Below are 24,542 nucleotides of genomic sequence, written 5' to 3' on the forward strand. Positions count from 1 at the left end.
ATGCTGGCAGGACGCGCTCAGCGTTCGACCGGGGATGGTTCGTCGTCATCCCCCATACTGCCCAGTAGTGCCTCTATGGCCTCGTTGAGGATTTTCTCCATGAGGTGATATTTATCGCGATAATTCCGATAAAAAGCGGCGCGGCTCATCACCGCTCGCTCGGTGATCTCGCCCACGGTGGCGCCGGCGACGGTGTGGGCAGTCGCGTGCTTCAACTCGGCCAGGCCAGGGAGCATCAAGGTCACCGCCGGCGCCGTGAACGCGTAGTGCGGCCCGAGATCTCGCCTCCGCCTACCTGAGCGACCATGCGGCTCACGATAGACCGGACTTCGATGCGATCCTCAACGCCTGCGCCGGTTCACTGAGCGCCTACCATCACCTGCTCCGTCGCGGAGGTCGGATGATGTCCACGCCCGTGGGGGCGGGATGCCGTTCGCACTGCAGACGAGCCCGGCGTGTGCACCTGCTGGCGGTCCACTCCCACCGCGGGCACAGAATTCGTAGGTCAGGGCAAATACGCCTGACCGCGGACCGAATGACCCGCTGGAGCGCCTTGCGGAGGCTCACCGCGCCATCGATACCGGCCCCGCGCTCGCTGAGGAGGCGATCGCCGCCATACTCGGCTGAGGGGGCTCCGGGCGAGAAGGGGCTTCGCCCGGAGACGTCCGCGTCCGAGAGATCAGACGGGCATGCTGTACGTGACTCTGAACCGGTCGCCTGGAACGACGATGTCGCTCGTCTCGACGGGACGGTCACCTGCCCAGTGGGTGCGCTCGATGTGCAGCACGTGGACGCCCGCCGCAAGATCGAGCGCGTCGCTCTCCGCGGGGCGCGGAACCCGGCTGTGCACGCTCTCGACGACTTCGGTGATCTTTATGCCGTGCGCGTACATCCTGGCCACCAGGCTCCGCCGCTCCTCCTCGGAGTGGGGAGTGAACTCCAGCGGCTCGTACGACGTGGCGAGCTGCAGCGGCCGGCCCTCGCCGCGAAAGATGTAGTGCGTTCTGGTCAGCGTGGTTGATTCGCTGAGGCGCAGGCGTCTGGCGATGTCGGGCCCTGCTTCGGTTGGTTCGCTGTGCCAGTCCCATGTCACGCGTCTGCCCTGTGACTGCAGGTCGGCCGCGAACGGGGCAGGGTGATCGAGAAAGCGCCATCGGTAGAGCGGGGTCAGGTCGGGGCGTTCCCTGACGTAATGGCCTGAGCCCACGCGGCCGATGATGAGGCCTTCGCCCGCGAGCACGCGTAGCGCGTGCCGGGCGGCGGTCTCCCCGACCTGATATTTACGGGTCAGCTGCGCTCGTGATGGGATCGGCGCGCCTGGGGGAAGGGTGCCGTCGGTGATCTGCCGCCGAATGTCTTCGACGACACGCAGGTAGACCGGATCTGAGGTGGCCACTAGTCCATCCCTGGGGGTTCGTGTGAGGCGTTGCCCCATGTTGCCGTATTCGGCAGGTAACCGACCGTCATCGATGGGCGTTGGAGCCCCAACTTTGCGATGGCAGAAAATTATCGGAGAAACCCTGTAACGCCGGTGTAAGACGGTCCGATTCTCCGGTAGAGGTCGTCGATGTGTGTACCCCCGAGCACATATCGGCGGCCTCTTCCATTTCGCGCACTTGGGGCTGCGGCAGCGCCCTGACCTGGCCCTTTGGCCGCATCCGTACCATCTGGCCGGCACGTCGTCGGTCGAGACCTGCGATGCGCGTAGACCTCGGAAGCATGCACTGGCCGTGCTGCTTCCTGGGTGATCTTGACCGGTGAGATGCCTGTCCGCACGTTACCTCGAGAGGCGCGCGATGGGCAGAACTTCCAAGCGAGCCCGCGGGTGCGCTCTCGTGCGGGCATGCACAGCCGTTGGAGTCCGGTGGTGGGTATGGCCTGGAACGTGGCGGCTGCGCAGCTCCGCGTGAGGCGGCCTGGCTGGGATGACGCCGGCGTACGGGACGGGATGCACTACTCCGTCGGCTACAGCGGCCACGGGGTCCAGATGGCCACCCACATGGGGTCATGGCCAGCTGCCTTGTGAGCCATGCGATAGGCGGCCAGTCCAGGCCCATGGCGGCCGCGATGCCCGATCAGGGCGCCTTGCTGGTGAGTTGTTGGCTGGTGAGGTGCCTGGGTGAGGCTGCCATGCGGTGCTTGCGGAGCTGTGGGTCAGGGAAGCGCGATGGCTGCGTGGCCTGGTTGAGGAGGCCTGGCTGGTGAGGCGCCTTGGCGACCACGCTGCCTTGAGAAGGCCGGGATGGCGGCGTGGCCTTGGAATGTGGGTGGATGCGTGGCCGTTCGGGAGCCGCATAGACGCTTGACCTTCCGGTTGCGCAATAGGTGCCTCGCCGTTCGAGTCGTGTGGTGGGCTTCAGCGATTCGCGGCGGGGGCGGGCGCGCGAGGCGACGCCGCGCGCCGCGATGGATGCGTTGCCGTTCGAGGTCTGCGGCGGTGCCTGCTGTTCCGGACGTGCGTGGGGCGAACTGCTGTTCAATATGCCTCCCACATGCCTCCCACGCACCGCAGCCCACGTCAGCTCGCCTGGCGGTCAACCGCCAGGCACAAGTGGTCTTCTTATATCGCCACGGAGTGGCCGTACCTCACTGGACCACTTTTCCCTACGTTGGCGGCACTGACTCCGACATCAATCACTCAACAGGACATGTCCCGCGTTGCCGCGCCCAGCCACAGCTGCTGACCTGCGCTCCTCGAAGATGTCCAAGCAAGAGGAAACTTCATGATCGACATAGGCAAGCTCCTTCCATCCGATCGGGATGTCTGGGAGGACTTGTTCCGCGCGTACATCGACTTCTATCAGCGTGTCGAACCGGACAAGATGTACGACCGCGCGTGGCAGGAGTTCCGGGCGGACACCCGCCTGCACGCCTTCGGCGCGAGGTTGGACGGCAGGCTCGTCGGCATCACACACTTCTTCACCCACGCGAACACCTCAGCGCCCGACACCGACGTCTGTTACCTCCAGGACCTGTTCACCGCTCCAGACGCCCGAGGCAGAGGCGTGGCTCGCGCGCTGATCGAAGCTGTGACCGCTTGGGCCCGGGAACGCGGCTGCTCCCGCGTGTACTGGAACACGCATGAGTCAAATGCGACGGCGCGGAGCTTGTACGACAAGGTGGCTGAGAATCGAGGTTTCATCAGATACCAGATCGAGCTGTCTTAGTTGGGACCTCCCGACGTGACCCGGTGCAACTATGCGCAACCAGGCTCGCCCACGGCAGCTAGGGGAGCGTAACGGCCCGCTGGGCTCCTCTGGGGCGTCTGTCAGGGCGGGGAAGTCCCTCACAACTGCCAGATGCCTCCTGCCAAGGGTCGTGGGCTGACAGTGATGATGTGGATGAGCGCTTCCCGCCAGGGTTTGACCCATGGGCTGACATGGGACACGCACCGGGATCACGGAAGCCGGCGGCCACTCGGCCGTGCTGGGCGCGGCGGCCGCAACCGCCACCCACAGCGCCCACCGCGACCTGGCGCGGCTGCGGCGGTCGTATGCGGGCGTGACAGGTGCTTTGACCGCGGTGGGGAAGGTCGGGATGCCGGTGCTGCTATCGGCTGTGGCGGTGGGGTGCGGCACGCGATCCAGTCCCACGGGCGCTTTGACCGCGGTGGGGAAGGTCGGGATGCCGGTGCTGCTATCGGCTGTGGCGGTGGGGTGCGGCACGCGATCCAGTCCCACGCTTGCTTTGACCGCGGTGGGGAAGGTCGGGATGCCGGTGCTGCTATCGGCTGTGGCGGTGGGGTGCGGCACGCGATCCAGCCCCACGGGCGCTTTGGCTGCGATGGGCATATCGGGCAGCCGTCGTCCTTTTCGCGACGCCACGCCCGGAACCAGCTGAACTCGCACACCACCCCCGGGATGCAACCCGGGTTCCGATGCCAGGTGAGATGGTTGTCGTCGTCAGGGAAGCCTCTGAGATGCCCGCGAAAGGGGACAAAAAGCGGCTCCAGGCAGGCAAAGCGGGGTGGCGGCGTCCAATGGATTTCTGAATCCAGGTAGCGTTCGCACTATGGCATCGCCAACTGGAACCACAGACGCGCCCTTCGGCCGCATGTTGACCGCCATGGTCACGCCGTTCACTCGTGACGGCGAGGTCGATTATGTGGCCCTGCGACGTCTTGCCGTCTACCTGGTGGATGAGCAGCACAACGACGGCTTGATCGTCAACGGGACGACCGGTGAGTCGCCCACCACGTCGGACGAGGAGAAGCAGCGCATCGTCAGCGCCGTCCTCGAGGCAGTGGGCGATCGTGCGACTGTGGTCGCAGGGGCGGGCACCAACGACACCCGCCACAGTGTCGAGCTCGCGAAGCAGGCGGCACGTGCGGGCGCGCACGGTCTGCTGGTGGTGACGCCTTATTACAACAAGCCCCCTCAGGAGGGGCTGTACCAGCACTTCACCGCCGTCGCTGACGCGACCGACCTTCCGGTGATGTTGTACGACATTCCGGGACGCAGCGGCGTGCCGATCAAGACCGAGACTCTGCTGAGGCTGGCGCAGCACGAACGCATCGTGGCCGTCAAGGACGCCAAGGGCGATCTGTTCGCCGCCAGTCAGGTGATGAGCGCGACCGATCTGGCCTTCTACTCCGGCGACGACCTGCTCAACCTGGCGTGGCTCTCCCTGGGGGCGGCCGGGTTCGTCAGCGTCGTGGGGCACGTGGTGGGAGCCGAGCTGGCGCGCATGATCCACCTGCACAAGAACGGCGAGGTCTCCCAGGCCCTGGCCGTACACAGCCAGGTGGCCCCCGTGGTAGACGGGATCATGCTGCGCGCCGGTGGCGCGATCATGGCAAAGGCGGCACTGAGCATGGTGGGCGTACCGGTGGGTTCGGTACGACTGCCGCTCGTGGACGCGACAGAGACGCAAATCGCCGAGCTGCGTGCTTGCCTGGTAGCCGGCGGGGTGAAGTTGACAGACGCATAGGAACGGGGAGGAACCGGGAGTTTTGAGAACACGATCTGACCGTGGGGGCCAGGCATGAGCCATCCGCATCCTGAGCTTGGTCCCCCGCCGGTGCTGCCTGACGGCGGCCTGCGCATCGTCGCGCTCGGCGGGTTGGGGGAGATCGGCAGGAACATGGCCGTCTTCGAATACGACGGCCGCCTGCTGATCGTCGACTGCGGGGTACTTTTCCCCGAGCCCGATCAGCCGGGTGTCGACCTCATCCTGCCCGACTTCGAATACATCAGGGACCGGCTCGACGACATCGAAGCCGTGGTGCTCACGCACGCCCACGAAGACCACATCGGGGCGGTGCCGTACCTGCTGCGCGAGCGGCGCGATATCCCGCTCATCGGATCGAAGCTCACGCTTGCCCTGATCGAGGCCAAGCTCACCGAGCACAGGATCCAACCGACCAAGATCGAGGTGATCGAGGGCGAACGGCACGTCTTCGGGCCGTTCGACTGCGAGTTCCTCGCGGTCAACCACTCGATCCCCGACGCACTGGCCGTCGCCATCAGGACGCCTGCGGGCATAGTCCTGCACACCGGCGACTTCCGCATGGACCAGTTGCCGAGCGACGGCCGCCTCACCGACCTCGGCGGTTTCGCCAGGCTCGGGACCGAGGGCGTCGACCTGCTGATGTCCGACTCGACCAACGCCGAAGTACCAGGGTTCGTCACCAGCGAGCGCGAGATCGGGCCGGTCATCGACGAGGTGATCCGCACCTCCGAACAGCGGGTCATCGTGGCCAGCTTCGCCTCGCACGTGCACCGCATTCAGCAGGTGATGGACGCGGCCGCCAAACACCGCCGCAAGGTGGCCCTGGTCGGACGTTCGATGGTGCGCAACATGGGCGTGGCCCGCGACCTGGGATATCTCAAGGTGCCGCCGGAGCTGATCGTCGACTCGCGCGACATCGAGGAGTGGCCGCCGCAGGACGTGGTGCTCATCTGCACCGGCTCTCAAGGCGAGCCCATGGCCGCGCTGTCCAGGATGGCCAACCGCGATCATCCGATCCGCATCGCCGAGGGCGACACCGTGCTGCTGGCCTCGTCGCTGGTCCCGGGGAACGAGACCGCGGTCAACAAGGTGATCAACGGGCTGAGCAGGTGGGGCGCCCGCGTCGTGCACAAGGGCAACGCCAAGGTGCACGTCTCCGGCCACGCGGCCGCCGGCGAGCTCCTGTACGTGCTCAACCTGACCCGCCCGTCGAACTTCATGCCCGTTCACGGCGAGTGGCGTCATTTGCGGGCGCACGCCAAGCTGGCCGCCCTCACGGGCGTGCCCGAGGACCACATCGTGATCGCCGAGGACGGCGTCGTGGTGGACCTGGTCGACGGCCGGGCGAAGATCGTCGGTGCGGTTCACGCCGGGTACGTCTACGTCGACGGCTCGTCGGTGGGCGAGATCACCGACACCTCGTTGAAGGATCGCAGGATCCTCGGCGACGAGGGATTCATCTCGGTGGTCGTCGTGGTCGACTCCAACACGGGCAAGCTCACCGCCGGCCCCGAGATCCACGCGCGTGGTTCCGGCATCGACCCCGCCCAGTTCGAGGAGTTCATCCCGCAGATCGAGCGAGCCCTCGCGGAGAAGGCCGCAGACGGGGTGGTCGACATGCAGGAGATCCGACGGGTGGTCCGCCGTACGGTGGGACGCTGGGTAAGCGACACTTATCGCCGCCGCCCCATGATCATCCCTGTGATCCTCGAGGTCTGAGCTCTCCCACGGTACGGCAGGCGCGTTCGTCTGCCGTACCTTCGGGGGAGCAGGTGCGGGACGGGCGTCTGACCACGTCGCCCGCTCGTTCGGGAGGCCGACGGAAGGCCGGGCGACTCGGTGCCTTCGCCCCTCCGGCTTAGTAGCACTACCGGCCTGGGTGATGCGGTGGTGTCGCCTCTCTGGGGCGCCGGTGGTCAGCGGGTTCCGGTGACCCTGCCCTTCGGGGTGGGTGCTGATCGTCACGGGGGCTCGATGGTCTCGCTCTCCGGGATGTGTGCCGGTCGTCGGTAGTGCTTGGTGGTCTAGCTGTCCGGGGAGTGCCGGTCGTCGGTAGTACTCGGTGGTGTCGCCCTCCGGGATGAATGCCGGTCAGTGCTTGGTGGCCTTGCCCTTCGAAGCAGCCTCTAGCGATTCGAGGGACTTGGCGCCGCCGCCCCTCTGCGCGGGCGCAGTCGGTGTTCACGGTTCGGTGCCATCGCCATTCCAGGTGGCCGCTGGTGAGCTGAGGGTTTGCTGCTCTCGCCGTCCATCGAGTGGACGCAGGTGGTTTGAGTGGTGTGGCGTCGTTCGCCGTTCTGGGTGGCTGCTGTGAGCTTGGGCATTCACTGTCCCTGGCCCTATAGTCCGTGCTCTTCCTAGCTGTCCCTGATGTTCCGGCCGTCCTTCCACTCGTGAGTGGGACCGGGGGCTTTGTGCTGGTGGGTGCCCCAAAGGGCCGGCAGGAACCGCGCCTGCGAAGGAGCGGCGGTGTTGTGAGTGACCTGATTCGTTGAGCGTTGCCGGCCGTCGGAGAGGGTTGGGCACTCTTGGCGCTTTCGTGCGGGGCAGGCCGACGGCGTGTGCTGGTCGGATCGGGATGTTGCGGACGACTGCTCCTTCTCGGTTTGCCAGGAAACCATGAGCCCACGGATCCAGCCGACGCCTCCGCGCGGTGAGCCGGCATGCTTGCTTGGCCTGTGGGCGCCGCTGCGACAGTGTCGCGGCGTACCTCTGGGAGCCCGATGATGCGGCGGATGAATTGCCAAGCGCGTCTGAGCCGGGAAGTGGCGCTCGGCCCGATGTGGTGATGGGGTGGTGGCATCGTAGGCTCCGAGGTGGACATCTCAGGCGTCTCTCCGGCCTACCAGCCACATGGCCCCTGCCAATGGAAGCGCCGCGTATGCGATCAGTACTGCGGGGGCGGCTGCGGGACGGAGCCATATACCGATGTGGTGATGGGGTGGTGGCATCGTAGGCTCCGAGGTGGACATCTCAGGCGTCTCTCCGGCCTACCAGCCACATGGCCCCTGCCAATGGAAGCGCCGCGTATGCGATCAGTACTGCGGGGGCGGCTGCGGGACGGAGCCATATACCGATGTGGTGATGGGGTGGTGGCATCGTAGGCTCCGGGGCGGGCATCTCAGGCGTCTCTCCGGCCTACCAGCCACATGGCCCCTGCCAATGGAAGCGCCGCGTACGCGACCAGTACCGCGGCGGCGGCTGCGGGAGGCAGGAGTGAGCCGTATACCGATGTGGTGATCAGGTCGCCAGTGATCTCGCGGGGAAGCGCGCCGATCATCACAGAGCCAAGACGTTCACTCCATGGCTCCGGGATGTTGCCAATGATCATGGGGATCACGTAGACGAGGCTGGCCAAGGTGGCGATCGAGGCGGCGGTTGAGCGGAAGAGCGCGCCCAAGCCCAAGCCGAGCAGCGCGAATGTGGGCACTGTGAGACTGATGGCCGCGAGGAGCGGCAGTCGGTCCATGAAAGCGTCGGTGTACGCGCCGGAGAAGCGGTCGCCTATCACCCATCGGGTGACGAAGTAGGTGCCGAAGACTGTCACCAAGCCGGTGATCAGGCCCAGCGCCGCGACAATGGCGGATTTGGCGACGAGGACGGGCCACCGGCGCGGGACGATGGTCAAGCTCGTTCTGATCAGGCCGGTCACGTATTCGGAAGTGATGGCAAGCGTGCCCAGAATGCCCATGCACAGTTGGGGCACGATCGCGATCACCTCCTCGAGGTCCGCGATCCGGGCGCCGGGTCGCTGGGCGGCAGGGGCGGTGTCATACATGTTGGCGGCCATCACGGCGAGTGAGAACCCCAAGACAACCGTGCCGAGGCTGAGGCTGAGAATCAGGTGCGTGGAGCGGAGGGAACGTACCTTCAGCCATTCCGAGGTGAGAACGCTCATGCTTCCGTCCGCTCCGAGCTGAGGATGCCGATGCGGGTACCCATTCTTCGGATGAGTGTGGTCATGTGATGGTCCGTTCGTGAGAGAAATGCTCCGTTATGCCTGTTTCTAGGGCAGGAGCGTCCGTGCGGCCTTGCGTTCCCAGGGCCATTGCCGTGGTGCGGGACCGTTCGGTTAGGTGATGGTGCGGATCCTCGTGCGGTCGTCCTTATAGCGCTTACGGAAGACGCTTGAGCGGGAACATGCTGCCGCTCCGCTGGGGACGCTCACGCAAGTGGCTCTCCCGCTGCTGGGGAATGCTCATGCAAGCGTCCCTTTGCGGGCAGGAATTGTGCTTGTTCCTGCTGTCGCGGGGCCATTCATGGTGCTTTGGTGCTTGGTGTGGGGATGCTTGAAGGGCCGTGCGGCCTGCGGGGGAGAGCGTTCGTTAACTGGCTGCTCGTGTGGCGGAAGCAGGTCTTGCTGTCCTTGCTCCTGTGGGTAGAGCGGGCTTCGCTGTCCGCACACCAGTGGTAGAGCGGGCTTCGCTGCTGCGCTTCTGTGGTGAGAGTGCGTCTGGGGCTGCTCGATCGGGGTGTGGGGGATGTTCGTTTCACCCCTGGTGCCGGATGTTTCTGCAGGTATTTCGGCTCCTGTGGGAGCGCGCCTGCGTGGACGCTCTATATGAGCTTGTTTCGTTTGTGCGGTGGCGTCTGTGGTGTTCGTCCTGGAAAGGGAAGGGCTCGCTCAGACGTCTCTTCGGTTGAGTTGGTAGTAGCCGATGGCGAGGGCGATGAGGGGGTAGGCGAGGAGGGCGGCTAGTGCGGCCCAAGGAGGCAGGAGACCGTCGCCCAGGCGCGAGGAGAGGCGCTGATCGGCTATTTGGGGGACGAGGTTCGGTAGGAGGAGCGTGGCCACACGGGTATTCCAGGGCGGGGGCAAGTAGTTGACGACACCTGGCAGCACGAACAGCAATGCCACGATCGAGACGATTGCTCCCGCTGTTGAGCGGATCGCGGTGCCGAGGCCGAGGCCTACCAATGCCAGGGCAGTCACCGACAAGCCAGAAGCGAGCAGCATTGGCAAGTCGTCGGTGATTGAGGTGTTGTTGAAGCCCAGCTCATGGCCGCTTGCTATCAAGCGGCTCGCCGAATAGGTGACCAGGAGGATCGCGTTCGCAGCTGTCAACGTGGCCAGGCCGACGATGCCGGCCTTGGCCAGAAGTAATGTGCCACGTTTCGGGACGGCGATCAGACTGGTGCTGATCGTCCCCGTGGCGTACTCGGAAGTGATCGCGAGCACGCCCAGCACCGCCAGGCTGATCTGGACGAGCGGGAGAAAGCCCTGCTCTGGGGCCGCTGCCCGCAGCTCGCCTCGCTCGTCGGCCAGGCCGCTCACGTAGAGGGTCCATGCCACGCCCAGGAGCATTGTGAGGGCCGCCGTACCCAGCGTCTGGTAGGTGGAGGTCACTGAACGCAGCTTCAGCCATTCGGAGGAGAGCACCGCCTTCATCGGGACGCTCCGTACTGCACGCTGCCGGCGGTCAGGGCCATGTAGGCGTCTTCGAGCGAGGGATAGCGCGCTGTCAGCTCCGCGACGGTGGACTCGGCGATCAGCTTGCCGCGGCCCACGATGATGATGCGCTCGGCGGTGAGGGCCATCTCGCTCATCAGATGGCTGGAGAGCAGGATCGTGCGACCTTCGGCGGCCAGAGAACGCATGAGGTCGCGGATCCAGCGCACGCCATCTGGATCCAGGCCGTTCACCGGCTCGTCGAACATCAACACGGCCGGATCGCCGAGCAGCGCCGATGCTATGCCGAGCCGCTGTTTCATGCCGAGCGAGAACCCGCCCACCCGTTTTCGGGCCACGCCTGCCAGGCCGACCTGGTCGAGCACCTCGGCCACTCGCGTCGGGCCGATGTCATTGGTGCGGGCCAGGGACAGCAGGTGGTTGTAGGCGCTGCGGCCGCCGTGGACGGCAGCCGCGTCGAGGAGGGCGCCCACCTCGTGCATCGGCCTGGCGATCGACGTGTATCGGCGCCCGTTGACCAGTGCCCGGCCCGAGGCCGGGGCGTCGAGGCCGAGGATCAGGCGCATCGTGGTGGACTTGCCCGCGCCGTTCGGGCCGAGGAAGCCGGTCACGTGACCCGGCTCGACCTTGAACGACAGGTCGTCCACGGCGAGGGTGCCACCGTAGCGCTTCGTGAGGTGCTGGAGTTCGATCACGCCGTAAAGGATGCGGGACGGTGGGCCGCCCGCGCGTCGGACCACGGTTCGAATCTCAAGGTCAGACCCTGGGTTGACGTGAGGAGGCAGCCGCAGCGGCTACCGTTCAACGCGTGGACGACACCCATCCCTTCTTCGCCAGGCGATTGAGCCGTGGCCAGCTGATCATGCTCGATCTGGCGGCGGGGATGTGCTTTGCCTTTGTTTCTTTCACGGTAGCGGTGAACGCCACCGCGCTGCCGCCCTGGATGAGGCTCGCCATCCCTTTCTGGCTGGGGCTGCCCCTGGGGCTGCGAAGACTGTGGCCCCTGCCCGTCTTCTGCTTCACGCTCGTGGTCGCCATCTTCGCCGCGCTGGTCGACGCCGTGGGGTTCGCCTACCTCGCGCCTGCGTACGCGCTTTATATAGTCGCCCTCTCCGACAGATTCGGGGCTGTGGTCCCGACGTCGGCCATTGGCGGGTTGAGCCTGGTCACGGTCCTCGGCCTGGCTCTAGCAGGTGCGCCGCGTGACACCGCTCCGGGATGGCTGTTGCATTTTGACCAGCCACTCATGGGGATCGCAGCGCTGGGCGGCGCTTGGACGGTCGGCCGGGCCGTGCAGGAGCGCAGGCTCTACGCGGCCCGCGACGCTGAGCGGTTGGCATCGCAGGCGGTGACGGAGGAGCGTTTACGGATCGCTCGCGAGCTGCACGATGTGGTCACGCACAGTGTGGGATTGATCGCCGTCAAGGCCGGCGTGGCCAATCATGTGATGGCGACCAGGCCGGATGAGGCGCATGACGCGCTGCGTGTGATCGAGACGGCCAGCCGGAGCGCACTGGTTGAGATGCGCTATTTGCTCGGTGTGCTTCGATCTTCGTCCAAGCCCGATCTTGTCCCCGCACCCGGCCTGGCAGGGATAGAAGGGCTGGTGGCGCAGGCTCGGTTGGCGGGGATCGAGGTCAGGCTCGAAGTGCGGATCGGGAACGGCGATGGAGGCGGAGAAGGAGGGCCCGACAGGCGAGGGCGGATGCCTGAGGGTGTGGGGTTGTCGGTTTATCGCATCGTGCAGGAGGCGCTGACGAATGTCATCAAACATGCCGCGCGCGCTCGCTGCCGGGTGTCCGTGGTCGCCGATGGCAGGAAAGTACGGATCGAGGTGGTGGATGACGGGACTGGCGGTCGTACGTCGTCTGGTGCCGGCACCGGGCACGGCCTGATCGGGATGCGGGAGCGGGTCATGATGTACGGCGGGACGTTTGAAGCCGGGCGCCTTTCTGGACGAGGGTTTCGTGTTTTCGCCGAATTGCCTTACGAGGAGGTTTCGTGATCCGAGTTGTTATCGCCGACGATCAGGCGTTGCTCAGGGGAAGTTTTCGAGTGCTTGTGGACTCCGAGCCGGATTTGGCTGTTGTCGGCGAGGCGGCCACCGGGGCGGAGGCTGTTACTGTTGCCTTGGAGCAGCGGCCGGATGTCGTGCTTATGGACGTTCGAATGCCTGAAATGGATGGGATCGAGGCCGCTCGGCGCCTGCGGGATGTTTCGCGAGTCCTTGTCGTGACGATGTTCGACCTCGATTCTTACGTCTATGATGCGCTGAGGGCTGGGGCTAGCGGATTCCTGCTGAAAGACACGCCGCCTGCGGATCTGCTCGCCGCTATTCGCGTGGTCGCGAGCGGGGAAGCCTTGCTGGCGCCTACGGTTACACGCAGGTTGATTGAGGAGTTCACGCGGACACCTGTTCTGCCTCGGGTGAAGGGGTTGGACGGAGTTACTGAGCGGGAGCGTGAGGTCCTGATGTTGATCGCGCGGGGCTTGTCCAATGGAGAGATCGCGGAATACCTTCAGGTGAGTTTGGCTACCGTGAAGACTCATATCACTCGGTTGCTGGCCAAGCTGGAGGCCCGGGATCGGGCACAGCTTGTTATTGCGGCGTATGAGAGCGGGCTCGTTTCCGCGGCGGGCTGAACTCGTTTGTATCGGTGCTGAGTTGCGGATTGATGTTGGATCTATCAGCGTTTTGTTGGGCGATATTGGTGGCTTTGTTGCGGTGTGGGTTCTCGTGAGTTGGTGGGGAGGGTGCTGGGGTGATGTCAGGTGGTTCTGGCGAGCCAATCGAGGTGGGCGCCGCCGAATGGGCCCTTTCTGTGGCCTACTGCGTCGAGTAGCCAGCGGGCAGTAGCTTCTGCCTGGGCGATGAGCTCGGGGGGATAGCCCAGGAGGACCTGATGTTCGGCGAACTCGTCTTCGTCGTCGAGGATGAGCCGGCCGTCTCGCATCCTGATGACGTCGAGATCGAGGTCGAGCATTGTCACCTCGCCGTCTCTCCACTCGGGGACGGTCGTGACGTCGACGTAGATCTCGCTCCGATGGGGTGGTGTGTTGAACGATGCAGTCCACCAGGCGTTTCGAGGGAAAAGCATGATCGCAGTGGTCTCCCACGTGACCGGTGGGCCCTCGCCCTTGCGGGCGACCGTTCCACCGGGGACTTCCGCCCAGACTCCGTGTTCGTCCTCGCCCAGCAGCCGGCCGGGGTGGTTCCAGTGCAGCGCTCCGCCGTACTTTCGATACACAATTCGCACATCGGTCACATGTGGAAACTTAGCTGCGGTGGGGCCTCAGCGCTCAAGGCCCCACGCATTGCGCAGGGCCCTGGTTTGTGGAGTTCGGTTCTCGGCGGGAGTTCGAGTGGCTGGGTTTGTCGCGTTAGGCGTGCTGGCGTAGGGCCTCTGTAATGGCGGCCAGGCGCTGCGGGGAGGCCAGGCCGGCGTGGTACAGGTGAAACTCGGTCGCGCCTGCCTTGGCGTACGTACGGAGTTGGTCGGCCAGGACCGTGGCATCGGCCGGACGAGGGGGGAGAGCCAGGACGTAGGCGCCAATTCGCTGGCCGGGGGTGGACAGGTCCTTGAGCTGGGCGAGGCGGGCGGCGTCCGTGGCGGGGTCGCCCCAGCAGTTGGCCACCAGCACGTCTGCTCCCGGCTCGCCTGACGGCAGTGGTGCGAAGGCGCCTGCTGCCCAGGGGTTCGGGTTGGCGTGCAGGGTGATGGGGGTGTTGGGGGCGGTCCTACGGGCGACGGCGATCAGGCGATGGCGGAGAGAGTCGGACAGGTTTATGCGAACGGCGCGTACCTCGTCGGTCAGCTCGCCGAGAGCCTGTTCGATCGTGAGTGGTTGAGTGCTGGGAGTCGCGGCGCCGACCGTGGTGGTGTCGGATGCTGCTGCGGTGTAGCTCGCCTTGACGGTTGTGGTGTTGCTGGGCGTGGTAGGGCCGGTCGTGGTGGTGCTGGAGATTGTGGTGCCAGCCGTGTCGCCGGTCGTGGTGGTGCTGGAGGTCGTGGTGCCAGCCCTGTTGCTGGGCGTGGTGGGGTCGGGCCCTGTGGTGCTGGTGGGGGCTCCGGAGATGGATTGTGTGGGGTGGGTGCGGTCTATGGCGGCGCGGACTCTGTCCCGGGTGGCTGCGGGATAGCGGTCGGCGCAGGCCGTGCAGAAGCACAGGGAGAGGAGGTCTGAGTCGGCGGACGTCCAATCCGCACCGGAGGTCTTCTCGTGGACGCTCTGGTGGCCGAAGCCCATGGGGCCGCAGGCCTCCAGGATGAGGCCGTCCGGCTCGCCTACCGTGAGGATCTCCTCGACCAGGTGCTCGCAGTACTCCAGGACGTCCTGGTGGGCGGGGCAGAGCGCGTACGGGTACGGGTCGCCGAAGGCGTTGCGTACGACCAAGTCGGGGTTCGCGGTGCCGAGGTGGGAGTTGTGAGTCAGGACGGTCCAGGCGTGTACCTGGAGGCCGACCGCCTTCAGGGCGTCTCGGGCCTGGAGGTACGCGTCCTGCGGGGTCCAGGTGGGGGCCGCGGGGACCAGGCGGGACCAGGACGACGGGCGGACCGGGAGGTAGAAGGCCGGATAGGGAACGTCGAGTACGCGGTGGGACGGGTGGTAAGGCGTGGCGGCTCTCGTCGAGTGGTAGCTCGCTGCCAGAGCTACCGCCTCCACGCCCAGGCCGGCCAGGCGGTCGGGGGCGGAGGGGTCGCCGACGATGTCCCAGGGGTAGACGTAGGCCACGTTCACCAGCGCGGTCTCCTTGCGGAAAAGGTGGGCTCGAAGCGTTGCATGTAACTCGTGTCGTCGCGGGCGGAGATCCCGCACTTCTCGTACTGCTCGTTCATGACGGCCAGCGCGTCGCGGTCGAGCTCGACGCCGAGGCCGGGGCCGGTGGGCACAGGGACGGCGCCGTTCACGAAGCGCAGGACGCCGGGCGCGACCACGTCCTGGCCGTCCTGCCAGGGGGTGTGCGTGTCGCACGCGAACGTGAGGTTCGGTGTGGCGGCGGCCAAATGGGTCATGGCGGCCAGGCTGATCCCGAGATGGGAGTTGGAGTGCATGGACAGCGCCAGGCCGAATGTGTCGCACAAGGTGGCGACATGCGCGGAACGTACGAGTCCGCCCCAGTAGTGGTGGTCCAGGAGGAGTACGCCGATCGCGCGGGATGCGATGGCGGGAGGGAGGTGTTCATGGGTGACCACGCACATGTTCGTGGCGAGCGGCATGGGGACGGCGGCGGCCACTTCCGCCATGCCGGAAATGCCGGGAGTGGGGTCCTCCAGGTATTGGAGAGTGCCCTCCAACTCCTGGCCCACGCGGATCGAGGTCTCGACCGTCCAAGCGGCGTTCGGGTCCAGGCGGAGGGGCACCCCGGGGAATGCCTCGTGAAGCGCGCGGGTTGCGGCTATTTCCTGGTCGGGAGGGAAAACGCCGCCTTTGAGCTTGATGGACTCGAAGCCGTATTCCTTGATGAGGAGGGACGCTTGTTCTACGAGACCCGATTCGTCCAAGGCTGCGCCGAACCGGTCGGGGTCCTGGCCGGGGTGGCCCGCCCACTTGTAGAAGAGGTACGCGCTGTACGGCACCGCATCCCGGACACGGCCGCCCAACAGTTCGCTCACCGGGACACCGGCCGCCTTGCCCCGGATGTCGAGGCAGGCCACCTCGAAGGGGGAGAAGACCCGGTCGATGCTCTTCTCCTTGGTGGCGACACCGGTCAGTCCGTGCAGGTCGGTCACCGTGTGGCCGACGATCGCGCTGATCCGGGCGTACATCGTGTTCGTGGCGTGCACGTCGAGGCCGATCAGGGCCTGCGCGCACTCGCGTACCTTGCCCAGGTGCCCGAGGTCCCCATAGGTCTCCCCCAACCCGGTCAGGCCCTCATCGGTGACGACCTCGACAATGGTACGGAGGGCCCACGGCTCGTGGACTCCGGCGGCGTTCAGAAGTGGCGGATCCCGGAAGGCGACAGGCATGACATGGATCTGTCTGATGATCATTTAGACCGCCGTCCAGATATGTGAACAATAGCCAGATTTGTGGACAAGTTGCCGCAACTGTAAGAATCAAGCTGAAGAAGTGTCAAGCTCGGAAGGGCCTTTCGATGATCTACGGACACGACCCCAGGACCGGCGAGACCGTTGGCGCCGCACTGCCGGAGACCGACAGTGCCGGGGTCGACTTGATCGTTTCCGCCGCGGCCGCCGCAGGCGCTGCCTGGCGGGCGACTCCGGCGGCTGAGCGGGCGCTCGCGCTCGAGGCCGTCGCCGATGCGCTCACCGCTCACGTGGACGAGCTGTGGCAGCTCGCCGACCAGGAGACCGCGCTCGGCGAGGTACGGCTGCGCGGCGAGGTCGCGCGTACGGCGGGACAGTTCCGGCTCTTCGCCCAGGTCCTCAGGGACGGCGGTTACGTCGAGGCCATCATCGATCATGCGGATGCCTCGCTCACGCCGCCCCGGCCCGACGTGCGGCGGATGAAGCACGCGCTGCCGGGCGTCGTCGCGGTGTTCGCGGCCAGCAACTTCCCGTTCGCGTTCTCGGTGGCCGGCGGTGACACGGCGTCCGCGCTCGCGGCGGGATGTCCGGTGGTCGTCAAGGCGCACCCCGGGCACCCGAACACCTCCGAGCGGGTGGCGAAGATCGTTCGGGGCGCGCTCCCGTACCCCGACCTGCTGGGCCTGGTGCAGGGCATGCAGGCGGGGATCGATCTGGTGCAGCACCCCGGGGTGGTCGCGGCCGGGTTCACCGGGTCCGTGGCCGGGGGCAAGGCGATCCAGCGCCTGATCGACGAGCGGGAGGTGCCGATCCCGTTCTACGGCGAGCTGGGCAGCGTCAACCCCGTCGTCGTGCTGCCCTCCGCGCCGGCCAAGGACGTGGCCACGGGGTTCGCCGGGTCGCTGACGCTGGGGGTCGGGCAGTTCTGCACGAACCCCGGGCTCATGTTCGTGCCCGAGGGCGACGAGCTGCGCAAGGCCCTGGCGGAGGCGGTCGAGGGGACCAGCGGTGGCCCCATGCTGGCCGAGCGGATCAGGGACGGGTACCTCGGCGGGGTCGAGCGGCTGGGCGAGCTGCAACTGCTGGCCGAGGGCAAGGCCGGGGAGGGGAGCTGGGCGGTCACGCCCAAGGTGTTCACCGCCGATCTCGACACGTTCGAGGAGAAGCTGCCGCGGATCGCCGAGGAGTGCTTCGGGCCTGCGTCGATTGTGGTGACGTATCGGGAAATTTCCGATCTGCGGCCCGTGCTTGAGCGGCTGGAAGGGTCGCTGACGGCGACCGTCCACGGCACCGATCCGGAGGAGGCCGGCGAGGTCGTCGAGGTGCTGGGGAGGAAGGCCGGCCGGCTCATCTGGAACGGGTGGCCGACCGGGGTGGCCGTGTGCTGGGCGATGCAGCACGGTGGTCCTTGGCCTGCCGCGACCACGACCTCCACCTCGGTCGGGGCGACGGCGATCGATCGGTGGCTGGCGCCCACGGCGTACCAGGACTGGCCGGAGGCGCTGCTGCCGGACGAGCTCAAGGACGACAACCCGCTGTCCGTTCCGCGGAGGGTTGACGGTCGTCTGGAGGTGTGAGCGGGTCACTCCCGAAGTGGGGTGATGGTGCTGTTCGCGGGCTGACGCCGTGATGGTGCCGGCCGTCGGGCTCGTGGCGATGGTTTCGTGCGGCTGACTGGCCAGCGGTGAGGCTGGCTGGTCGGTCGTGGGCCGAGAGGCGGCCATGGGGCGTCGCGGGGCGCTTCGGCTGGGCCCGGTTGGCTGGGCGGTGGGGGTCGAGCGTTGGCCCGGGTGTGGGCTGGCCGTCGGCGTCGGCTCCGGGGTGAGGTCGGGGTGGGGGTTTGGCGCTGGCCCTGGGTGGGGGGCTGAGTGCTGGCTTGAGGCCGGGTGGGGGTCGGTTTTGAGGCGAAGGTCAGGCGTTGAGGTGGGGTCAGGCGTCGGCTTGGCGTGCGTCAGGCGCTGGCCTTGAGGTGGGCAGGGCGCTGGCTTGTCGCGGGTGGGAGTTCGGCGCTGGTCTGGGGCGGGGGTTGGGCTTGGGCTTTGAGGTGAGTTGACCTCAGGCGTGGGCTTAGAGGGTGCCGTCGGTCTGTCGTGGCGCTTGGGGGCCTGGGATGACGGCTGGGGGTTGGCTTTGAGGTGGGTTGGCCTCGGCTCTGGGGCTGGGCGTCGGCCCAGGGTGGCGGTTGGGCGTCGGCCCAGGGTGGCGGTTGGGCGTCGGCCCAGGGTGGCGGTCGGGGGGTCGGCCCAGGGTGGCGGTCGGGGGGTCGGCCTGGGGTGGCGGTCGGGAGGTTGGCTTGGGGTGGCGGTGGGCCTGGGGCGGGCCGCCCGCACGGTGGCCGGCGGCCACCGCGGCGGCGTTGGTGGTGAGGGGTTGGCCTTGGGGGTTAGGTGCCGGCTATGGATAGGCCGCTGGTGATGATGCGTTCCAGGCAGGCCGTGTGCTCGGGGGTCGGGTCCAGCAGGGGTGGGCGTACGCCTCCGACCTCCACCCCCCGCAACCGCGCCCCCGCCTTCACCAGCGAGACCGCGTAGCCGGGTACGAGGTCGCGGAGTTCCACCAGCGGGAGGTAGAAGTCGGTCAGCAGCCGCTGCGTCAGCACCTCGTCCCCGCCCGTCACCGCCTTGTAGAAGGCCAGGGAGATCTCGGGTGCGAAGGCGAAAACCGCGCTCGAGTACAGGTTCACGCCGAGGCCGCGGTAGGCGGGGACGGTGAGTTCGGCGGTGGGGAGGCCGTTGAAGAAGGTGAAGTCCTTGTCGGTGGACCGGCGGACGGTGAGGATGATCCGTTGCAGCAGGTCGAAGTCGCCCAGGCCGTCCTTGAAGCCGACGATGTTGGGCACCTCGGCGAGTTCGGCGACGGCTGAGGGGGTGAAGCGGGTGGTGCCGCGCTGGTAGATGATGATCGGCAGGTCGACGGTCGCGGCCACCTCGCGTACGTAGCGCACCAGGCCCGCGGGCGGGCCGCTGACCAGGTAGGGAGGCATGAGCAGCAGCCCGTCGGCGCCCTGGGCGGCGGCCGCGCGGGCGGTGGCTCTGGCGGCGGGCAGCGGGCCGCCGGCGCCGGCGAAGACGGGGACGCGGCCCGCGGCGGAGGCGACGGAGACGGCCACCACCCGGGTGTACTCGTCGAGGCCGAGGGCGTTGAACTCGCCGGTGCCGCACGCGGCGAACACTCCTCCCGCTCCCGCGGCGACTCCGTCGGCGACGTGCCGGGCCAGCACGGGTTCGGCGAGGTCGCCATCGGCTTTGAAGGGGGTCACCGGGAAGAAGAGAACACCATCCAGCCGCATCGACGGTCCTTTCTAGCGGATGCCCTCCCTGCGGAGAGTGGCAGCCAGCTTGCGGGTGTGTTTGATCACTGCCTCGGTGATCCGCTCGACCTCGGCGGGCGCCAGCCTCGCGGGCATCGAGCAGCTGATCGCGTCCGTGGCCGGGATGCGGTAGTCGACCGCCACGGCCACGCAGGCCAGGCCGGGGGTGCCCTGCTCGCGTTCGTACGCCCAGCCGCGGGTGCGGACCTGGTCGAGCTCGCCGGTCAGTTTGTTCAGGTCGGTGATGGTGTGGTCGGTGAGCGAGGACAGCGGCTCGGGCAGGATGGCCATGACCTCGTCGTCGGTGAGCTGGGCGAGCAGCACCTGGCCGAGCGCCGTGACGTGGGCGGGCAGGCGCCGGCCCACCCGGGGGATGACGTGGTCGGCCTCGCGGGACTCGCGGGTGGCCAGGTAGAGCACGTGCGCGCCGTCCCGGCGGGCGAAATGGGCGGTCTGGCCGATCTCTGCCCGCAGGTCCTCCAAGGTCTCCTGCGCGAACGGCAGCGCGGGATCCTTGTCGAGGTACGCGGTGCCGGTGAGCAGCGCGTGCGGCCCGATCCCGAACGCGGACCTGGCCGAGTCGGTCTCGACCCAGTTGAGCTCGACCAGCGTCCGCATGAGGGCGTGAAGGCTGCTGCGCGGAAACCCGGTGCGCTGCTGGAGCTCCGACAGCGTCAGGCTGTCGTGCGAATCGGCCAGGGCCTCCAGGATGCGCACCGTCCGCTCCGCGGACTTGACCAGCTGAGGCTCCATACTCATCCCATCTACTGCTGCGGGTTGACATCCAGGATATGGGATAGCGTCCAGATACGTGGACACTTAACCCTTGATGGCACCGCTTGTCAGACCGCGCATGAACTGCCGCTGGAAGGCCAGGAACGCGATGATCGACGGCAGCAGCGCCAGCAGCGAGGCGGCCAACAGCACACCGATCCCCACCTCCTCGTCCGAGCGGAGCGAACGCAGCGCGATGGGCAGCGTCCACATGCTCGACTCGGGCGCGACGATCAGGGGCAGCAGGTACTGGTCCCAGATCATCGTGAAGCCGAACACCCCGATCACGCCGAGCGCGGGACGGCACAGCGGCAGGATGATGGTGGCGAAGATCCGCATTTCGCCCGCGCCGTCGATGCGCGCGGCCTCCTCCAACTCGACCGGCACCTCCTTCATGAACTCGGTCATGACCAGGATGGAGAAGCCCCAGGCGCCGACCGGAAGGATCATGCCCGCGTACGTGCCGATGAGGTTCACGTGCAGCAGCGGCATGTCGGCCAGGACCAGCGAGAGGGGGATCGCGATGATCTCCTCGGGGAGCATCATCGTGGTGAGCATGAGCAGCAGCACGAACGTCATGCCGCGAAACTTCTTGCGGGCCAGCGAGTACGCGGCGAAGACGCTCACCAGCATCTGCAGCAGCAGGCCGAAGCCGACGACGATGAAGGAGTTCAGCAGGTAGAGGTAGACGTTCTTCTCCTTGGCCTGGACGAAGTTCTCCAGCGTGAAGTCGTCCGGCCACAGGGAGAAGGAGGTGGGGTCGAGCGTCTTGCTGAAGGCGCTGACGAGCAGCCCGACCAGCGGCCCGGTGAAAACCACCACCATAAAGCCATAAATCAGGACCTTTCCGCCGACGGCCAGGGGCCCCTTGCGTGACTCCAGCCCCAGCGCGCTGTCGAACCTCATGTCGCCTGCCTCCTGCGCAGCATCTGCGCGACCAGGGTGAGCACCAGCGTGGCCAGGAACAGCACGATCCCGCCCGCCGAGGCCACACCCAGGTCGTTCTTCTGGAACCCGAGCTTGTAGATGAGCGTCATCAGCACCTCGGACGACCCGTTCGGACCGCCGTTCGTCAGGACGTACACCTCGACGAAGACCCGCAGCCCGCGGATGGCGGCCAGCGTGAACAGGATCCAGAACACCGGCCGCAGGGCGGGCAGCGTGATGTGCCGCAGCCGGTGCCAGGTGGAGGCGCCGTCCACGGCCGCGGCCTCGTAGAGCGTGCGGTCGACGCCGACCAGCCCGGCCAGGAAGATCATCATGTCGTACGGGGTGCCGCGCCAGATGCTCATCAGCATGATCGACCACAGGGAGGAGTGCTCGCTGGCCAGCCACGGCTGGGCATCGATGCCGACCCAGCCGATGATGACGTTCAGCATCCCGCTGGGGGCCGGGTGGAACATGATCCGCCACACCTCGGCCACGGCCGCCATCGTGGTGACGACGGGCAGGAAGGCCGCGGTGCGCACGAACCACAGGTAGCGTGCCGGCCCCTCGATGAGCAGCGCGAATCCCAGGCCCAGGACGAGCGAGCCGACCGTGGTGCCCAGCGCCAGCAGGACGCTGTGCCAGATGGCCGCGGCGAAGTCGGCGTCGCTGATGATCGTCTGGTAGTTCTGCAGGCCCAGCCATTCGTCACCGAGGAACGTCTGGACCTTGAAGAAGCTCTTCCACAGGCCCACGAACATCGGGATGAACTTGAAGTACAGGAACAGCAGCAGCGCGGGCGCCAGGAACAGCCAGGCGACCAGCGGCCCCCGCCACCGCACCCGCTTGGTGCGGCGGTGGGGGGTCGCCGTACGGCTGCGCGCCTCGGTCAGTGTCGAGGTCATGACGCTTTCTGGCTCTGGAGTTCCTGGGTGAGTTTGGTGTTCAGCTGGTCCATGGCCGCCTTGACGTTGGAGGAGCAGTCGGCCCAGACCGCGTTGATGGTGTCGGCCGAGTCCTGGCGGATGGGCGCCCAGTTCGGCACGGGCGGGGCGTAGACGGCGTTCGCGTACGCGTCCTGGAACACCTTCCAGCGCGGATCCTGCCGTTCGGCGGCCATGTCGACCTGCGTGTTGACGGGGAGGCGGACGATGGCGCCGTTGGCGTCCTTGTTCATGCCGATCCTCTGGCCCTCGGGGGAGATCGCGAACTCGGCGAACTTCTTCTGCGCGTCCTGCTGGTCGGAGCCGGCCATCATGTAGACGTTCTCGCCCTCGCCGAGGGTGCCGGGACCGCCGGACGGGCCCTTGGGCAGGGGCAGGACCTCGATCTTGTCGGTGCCGACGCTCTTGACGAACCTGGCCAGCACGTACGGGCCGACCAGGTAGATGCCGCCCTGGCCCTTCTCGAACACCTCGTGCGTGACGGTCGTGTCGTTGCTCACGGCGCCGGGGTTGACGGTCTTGGTCTTGCAGAACTGGTCCTGCAGGTACTGGACGGCCTCGACGGTCTTGGGGTCGTTGACCGTGGCCTGGAAGTGGCCGCCGCCGGTGCTCTTGATGAAGTCGCCGCCGTTGGCGTAGATGAGGGAGGAGGCGTACCAGGAGGCGTAGCCGCGCTTGGTGCCCGCCGGGATGACGAAGCCCGCCGTGTCGGCCTGGCCGTTGCCGTCGGGGTCCTTCTCGGTGAACGCCTGCGCCAGCTTGGCCAGGTCGTCCCAGGTCTTCGGCGGCTCCAGGCCGACCTTCTCGCGCCAGTCCTTCCGTACGATCAGCGCGAAGGCCTGGGCGGAGAACGGGGCGGCGTAGAACTTGCCGTCGCTGCCCGTGGCGGCCACCCACGCGCGCTCGGACAGCTTGTCACCGCCGGCCAGCGCGGCCTTGTCGACCTCGCGCAGCCAGCCCTGCGAGTGCATGTTGCCGAGCTGGGCGGTGTCGTTGATCACAATGTCGGGGAGCTTCTTCTGGGCGGCCTGCTGGTTCAGCTTGGTCTCGAAGTCGTCGAATAATGCGACGACTTTCGTCTTCACCCCGCTGGCCTTCGTGAATGCGTCGGCGAGTTTCACCGCCGTCTTGGCGGAGTCGGAATCGGGCGCCTGCCTGATCCAGATCTCCAGAGCGTTGTCTGAGCTTGATCCCCCGGAGCCGCAGCCTGTCAGCGTTACGGCCAGGGTCGCTGTCACCGCGACCCCGAGCAGACGACGTGACATCAGACCGCCTCCCGTTCACATACGTGGACTTGAGTCGTGGACTTGAACTCGTGGCTGTGAACGTAACTACTTGCATGGTTCACGGTCAATATTCAAGGATGTGAATTTCGGCCAGAATCGTGTACACCATGAGACATGCGCATTCTTATGACCGGAGCTGCTGGAAAAGTTGGCACGCTGCTCCGCCCACGGCTCGCCCGTGACGGCCGCACGCTGCGGCTTTCCGACCTTCACCCGATCGAGCCGGGCCCCGGCGAGGAGTGGGTGACGGCCGACCTCGCCGACCCGGCCGCGGTGGCCGAGGCGATGAAGGGCGTGGACGCGGTGATCCACCTTGGCGGCCAGAGCCGGGAACATCCCTGGGCGGACATCGTGCAGGCCAACATCAACGGCACGCAAGTGCTTTTGGAGGCGGCGCGCGAGGAGGGCGTCCAGCAGTTGGTGCTCATGGGCAGCCACCACGCGGCCGGTTACCACACCCGGCCCGCTGACGGCTCCGACCTGCCCGACTACGCCTTTCCCCGGCCTGACACCTTTTACGGAGTGAGCAAGGTCGTCATGGAGGCGCTCGGGAGCCTGTACCACGACCGCTTCGGCATGAACGTCACCGTGGTCCGGCTCGGCACCTGCAACGAGGCCCCCGGCGACACGCGCGGGCTGGCCACGTGGATCTCGCCTGATGACCTGGCCCGGCTGATCGAGGCGGCGCTGACCGCGCCCGGGTACCACGTGGTGTGGGGGGTCTCGGACAACGCGCGGCGGTGGTGGTCGCTGGAGGAGGCCAAGGCCATCGGGTACGAGTCCCGCGACTCCTCCGAACCCCACGCGGCGGCGCGCATCGCCGAGCTGGGGGAGCCGGATCTTTCTGAGCCGCTCCACAACCGTGCCGGAGGGGTGTTCACCCTCAACGAGCTGGGGGGTCGCTGGTAACCCTGGTCGATTTGCGGCCGCACCGGATCGCGCCGCATCGGT

19 protein-coding genes and 1 pseudogene are annotated in these 24,542 nt (G+C 66.9%); 7 read left to right on the forward strand and 13 right to left on the reverse strand.

Annotated elements, in window-relative coordinates; genetic code table 11:
- Positions 1–17: 17 nt before the first annotated feature.
- Together H4W80_RS47060 and H4W80_RS47065 are read right to left on the reverse strand one after the other, a co-directional pair.
- Entirely contained in the window at positions 18–245 is a 228-nt protein-coding gene (locus H4W80_RS47060) for a TetR family transcriptional regulator (protein WP_192790994.1), read from the reverse strand.
- A 434-nt stretch (positions 246–679) separates the two neighbouring features.
- Positions 680–1,396, reverse strand: a complete 717-nt coding sequence (locus H4W80_RS47065; protein WP_192790995.1) for a GntR family transcriptional regulator — start codon at positions 1,394–1,396, stop codon at positions 680–682.
- Positions 1,397–2,723: 1,327 nt separating this feature from the next.
- On the opposite strand from H4W80_RS47065, the gene H4W80_RS47070 reads away from it, so the two are divergent.
- The 3 genes from H4W80_RS47070 (at position 2,724) to H4W80_RS47080 (ending at position 6,669) form a co-directional block, all read left to right on the forward strand.
- A complete protein-coding gene (locus H4W80_RS47070) occupies positions 2,724–3,167 on the forward strand; it encodes a GNAT family N-acetyltransferase (RefSeq protein ID WP_192790996.1) in 444 nt (147 codons plus the stop codon).
- Between the two features lie 844 nt (positions 3,168–4,011).
- On the forward strand, positions 4,012–4,929 hold the full coding sequence (gene dapA / locus H4W80_RS47075) for a 4-hydroxy-tetrahydrodipicolinate synthase (RefSeq protein WP_192790997.1): 918 nt from the start codon (positions 4,012–4,014) through the stop codon (positions 4,927–4,929).
- A gap of 54 nt (positions 4,930–4,983) precedes the next feature.
- Positions 4,984–6,669 (forward strand): ribonuclease J, encoded by a 1,686-nt coding sequence (locus H4W80_RS47080; RefSeq protein ID WP_192790998.1) that lies wholly within the window; start codon positions 4,984–4,986, stop codon positions 6,667–6,669.
- A 1,402-nt stretch (positions 6,670–8,071) separates the two neighbouring features.
- On the opposite strand, the gene H4W80_RS47085 is transcribed toward H4W80_RS47080, so the two are convergent.
- From H4W80_RS47085 to H4W80_RS47095, 3 genes and pseudogenes are all read right to left on the reverse strand, one after another.
- The gene (locus tag H4W80_RS47085) at positions 8,072–8,848 is read right to left on the reverse strand and encodes an ABC transporter permease subunit (RefSeq protein WP_192790999.1); all 777 of its coding nucleotides are present in this window, start codon (positions 8,846–8,848) and stop codon (positions 8,072–8,074) included.
- A gap of 726 nt (positions 8,849–9,574) precedes the next feature.
- Positions 9,575–10,339 (reverse strand): ABC transporter permease subunit, encoded by a 765-nt coding sequence (locus H4W80_RS47090; RefSeq protein WP_192791000.1) that lies wholly within the window; start codon positions 10,337–10,339, stop codon positions 9,575–9,577.
- A 62-nt stretch (positions 10,340–10,401) separates the two neighbouring features.
- Positions 10,402–11,055, reverse strand: a pseudogene (locus H4W80_RS47095) (ABC transporter ATP-binding protein); the annotation flags it as partial.
- A gap of 113 nt (positions 11,056–11,168) precedes the next feature.
- Between H4W80_RS47095 and H4W80_RS64040 the strand changes: the two are divergent.
- Positions 11,169–12,365, forward strand: coding sequence for a sensor histidine kinase (locus H4W80_RS64040; RefSeq protein ID WP_318787383.1), 1,197 nt, complete (start codon positions 11,169–11,171; stop codon positions 12,363–12,365).
- Positions 12,362–13,003 (forward strand): response regulator, encoded by a 642-nt coding sequence (locus H4W80_RS47105; RefSeq protein ID WP_192791002.1) that lies wholly within the window; start codon positions 12,362–12,364, stop codon positions 13,001–13,003. The genes H4W80_RS64040 and H4W80_RS47105 overlap by 4 nt, the downstream gene beginning before the upstream one ends.
- A gap of 125 nt (positions 13,004–13,128) precedes the next feature.
- On the opposite strand, the gene H4W80_RS47110 is transcribed toward H4W80_RS47105, so the two are convergent.
- From H4W80_RS47110 to H4W80_RS47120, 3 genes are all read right to left on the reverse strand, one after another.
- Entirely contained in the window at positions 13,129–13,626 is a 498-nt protein-coding gene (locus H4W80_RS47110; RefSeq protein WP_192791003.1) for a DUF402 domain-containing protein, read from the reverse strand.
- A gap of 115 nt (positions 13,627–13,741) precedes the next feature.
- Positions 13,742–15,100 carry a glycoside hydrolase family protein gene (locus H4W80_RS47115; RefSeq protein ID WP_192791004.1) on the reverse strand — a complete coding sequence of 453 codons (1,359 nt, stop codon included), beginning with the start codon at positions 15,098–15,100 and terminating at the stop codon, positions 13,742–13,744.
- A complete protein-coding gene (locus H4W80_RS47120) occupies positions 15,097–16,329 on the reverse strand; it encodes a glucarate dehydratase family protein (protein ID WP_225964050.1) in 1,233 nt (410 codons plus the stop codon). Before H4W80_RS47120 ends, H4W80_RS47115 begins: the two co-directional genes overlap by 4 nt.
- A 128-nt stretch (positions 16,330–16,457) precedes the next feature.
- Between H4W80_RS47120 and H4W80_RS47125 the strand changes: the two genes are divergently transcribed.
- Positions 16,458–17,927 carry an aldehyde dehydrogenase (NADP(+)) gene (locus tag H4W80_RS47125; protein ID WP_192791006.1) on the forward strand — a complete coding sequence of 490 codons (1,470 nt, stop codon included), beginning with the start codon at positions 16,458–16,460 and terminating at the stop codon, positions 17,925–17,927.
- Positions 17,928–18,733: 806 nt separating this feature from the next.
- Here H4W80_RS47125 and H4W80_RS47130 read toward each other — a convergent pair.
- The 5 genes from H4W80_RS47130 to H4W80_RS47150 all read right to left on the reverse strand — a co-directional run bounded on the left by H4W80_RS47130 (position 18,734) and on the right by H4W80_RS47150 (position 23,570).
- The gene (locus tag H4W80_RS47130; protein WP_192791007.1) at positions 18,734–19,639 is read right to left on the reverse strand and encodes a 5-dehydro-4-deoxyglucarate dehydratase; all 906 of its coding nucleotides are present in this window, start codon (positions 19,637–19,639) and stop codon (positions 18,734–18,736) included.
- A 12-nt stretch (positions 19,640–19,651) separates the two neighbouring features.
- Positions 19,652–20,413 carry an IclR family transcriptional regulator gene (locus H4W80_RS47135; RefSeq protein ID WP_192791008.1) on the reverse strand — a complete coding sequence of 254 codons (762 nt, stop codon included), beginning with the start codon at positions 20,411–20,413 and terminating at the stop codon, positions 19,652–19,654.
- 66 nt (positions 20,414–20,479) lie between these two features.
- The gene (locus H4W80_RS47140; RefSeq protein WP_192791009.1) at positions 20,480–21,340 is read right to left on the reverse strand and encodes a carbohydrate ABC transporter permease; all 861 of its coding nucleotides are present in this window, start codon (positions 21,338–21,340) and stop codon (positions 20,480–20,482) included.
- Complete coding sequence (locus tag H4W80_RS47145) at positions 21,337–22,266, reverse strand: carbohydrate ABC transporter permease (RefSeq protein ID WP_192791010.1); 930 nt, start codon at positions 22,264–22,266, stop codon at positions 21,337–21,339. The genes H4W80_RS47140 and H4W80_RS47145 overlap by 4 nt, the downstream gene beginning before the upstream one ends.
- The gene (locus H4W80_RS47150) at positions 22,263–23,570 is read right to left on the reverse strand and encodes a sugar ABC transporter substrate-binding protein (RefSeq protein WP_192791011.1); all 1,308 of its coding nucleotides are present in this window, start codon (positions 23,568–23,570) and stop codon (positions 22,263–22,265) included. Before H4W80_RS47150 ends, H4W80_RS47145 begins: the two co-directional genes overlap by 4 nt.
- Before the next feature lie 135 nt (positions 23,571–23,705).
- Between H4W80_RS47150 and H4W80_RS47155 the strand changes: the two genes are divergently transcribed.
- Positions 23,706–24,500 (forward strand): NAD-dependent epimerase/dehydratase family protein, encoded by a 795-nt coding sequence (locus tag H4W80_RS47155; RefSeq protein WP_225964051.1) that lies wholly within the window; start codon positions 23,706–23,708, stop codon positions 24,498–24,500.
- The last annotated feature ends 42 nt before the right edge of the window (positions 24,501–24,542 follow it).

The organism is Nonomuraea angiospora (assembly GCF_014873145.1).
In the GTDB taxonomy this organism is placed as follows: Bacteria; Actinomycetota; Actinomycetes; order Streptosporangiales; family Streptosporangiaceae; genus Nonomuraea; species Nonomuraea angiospora.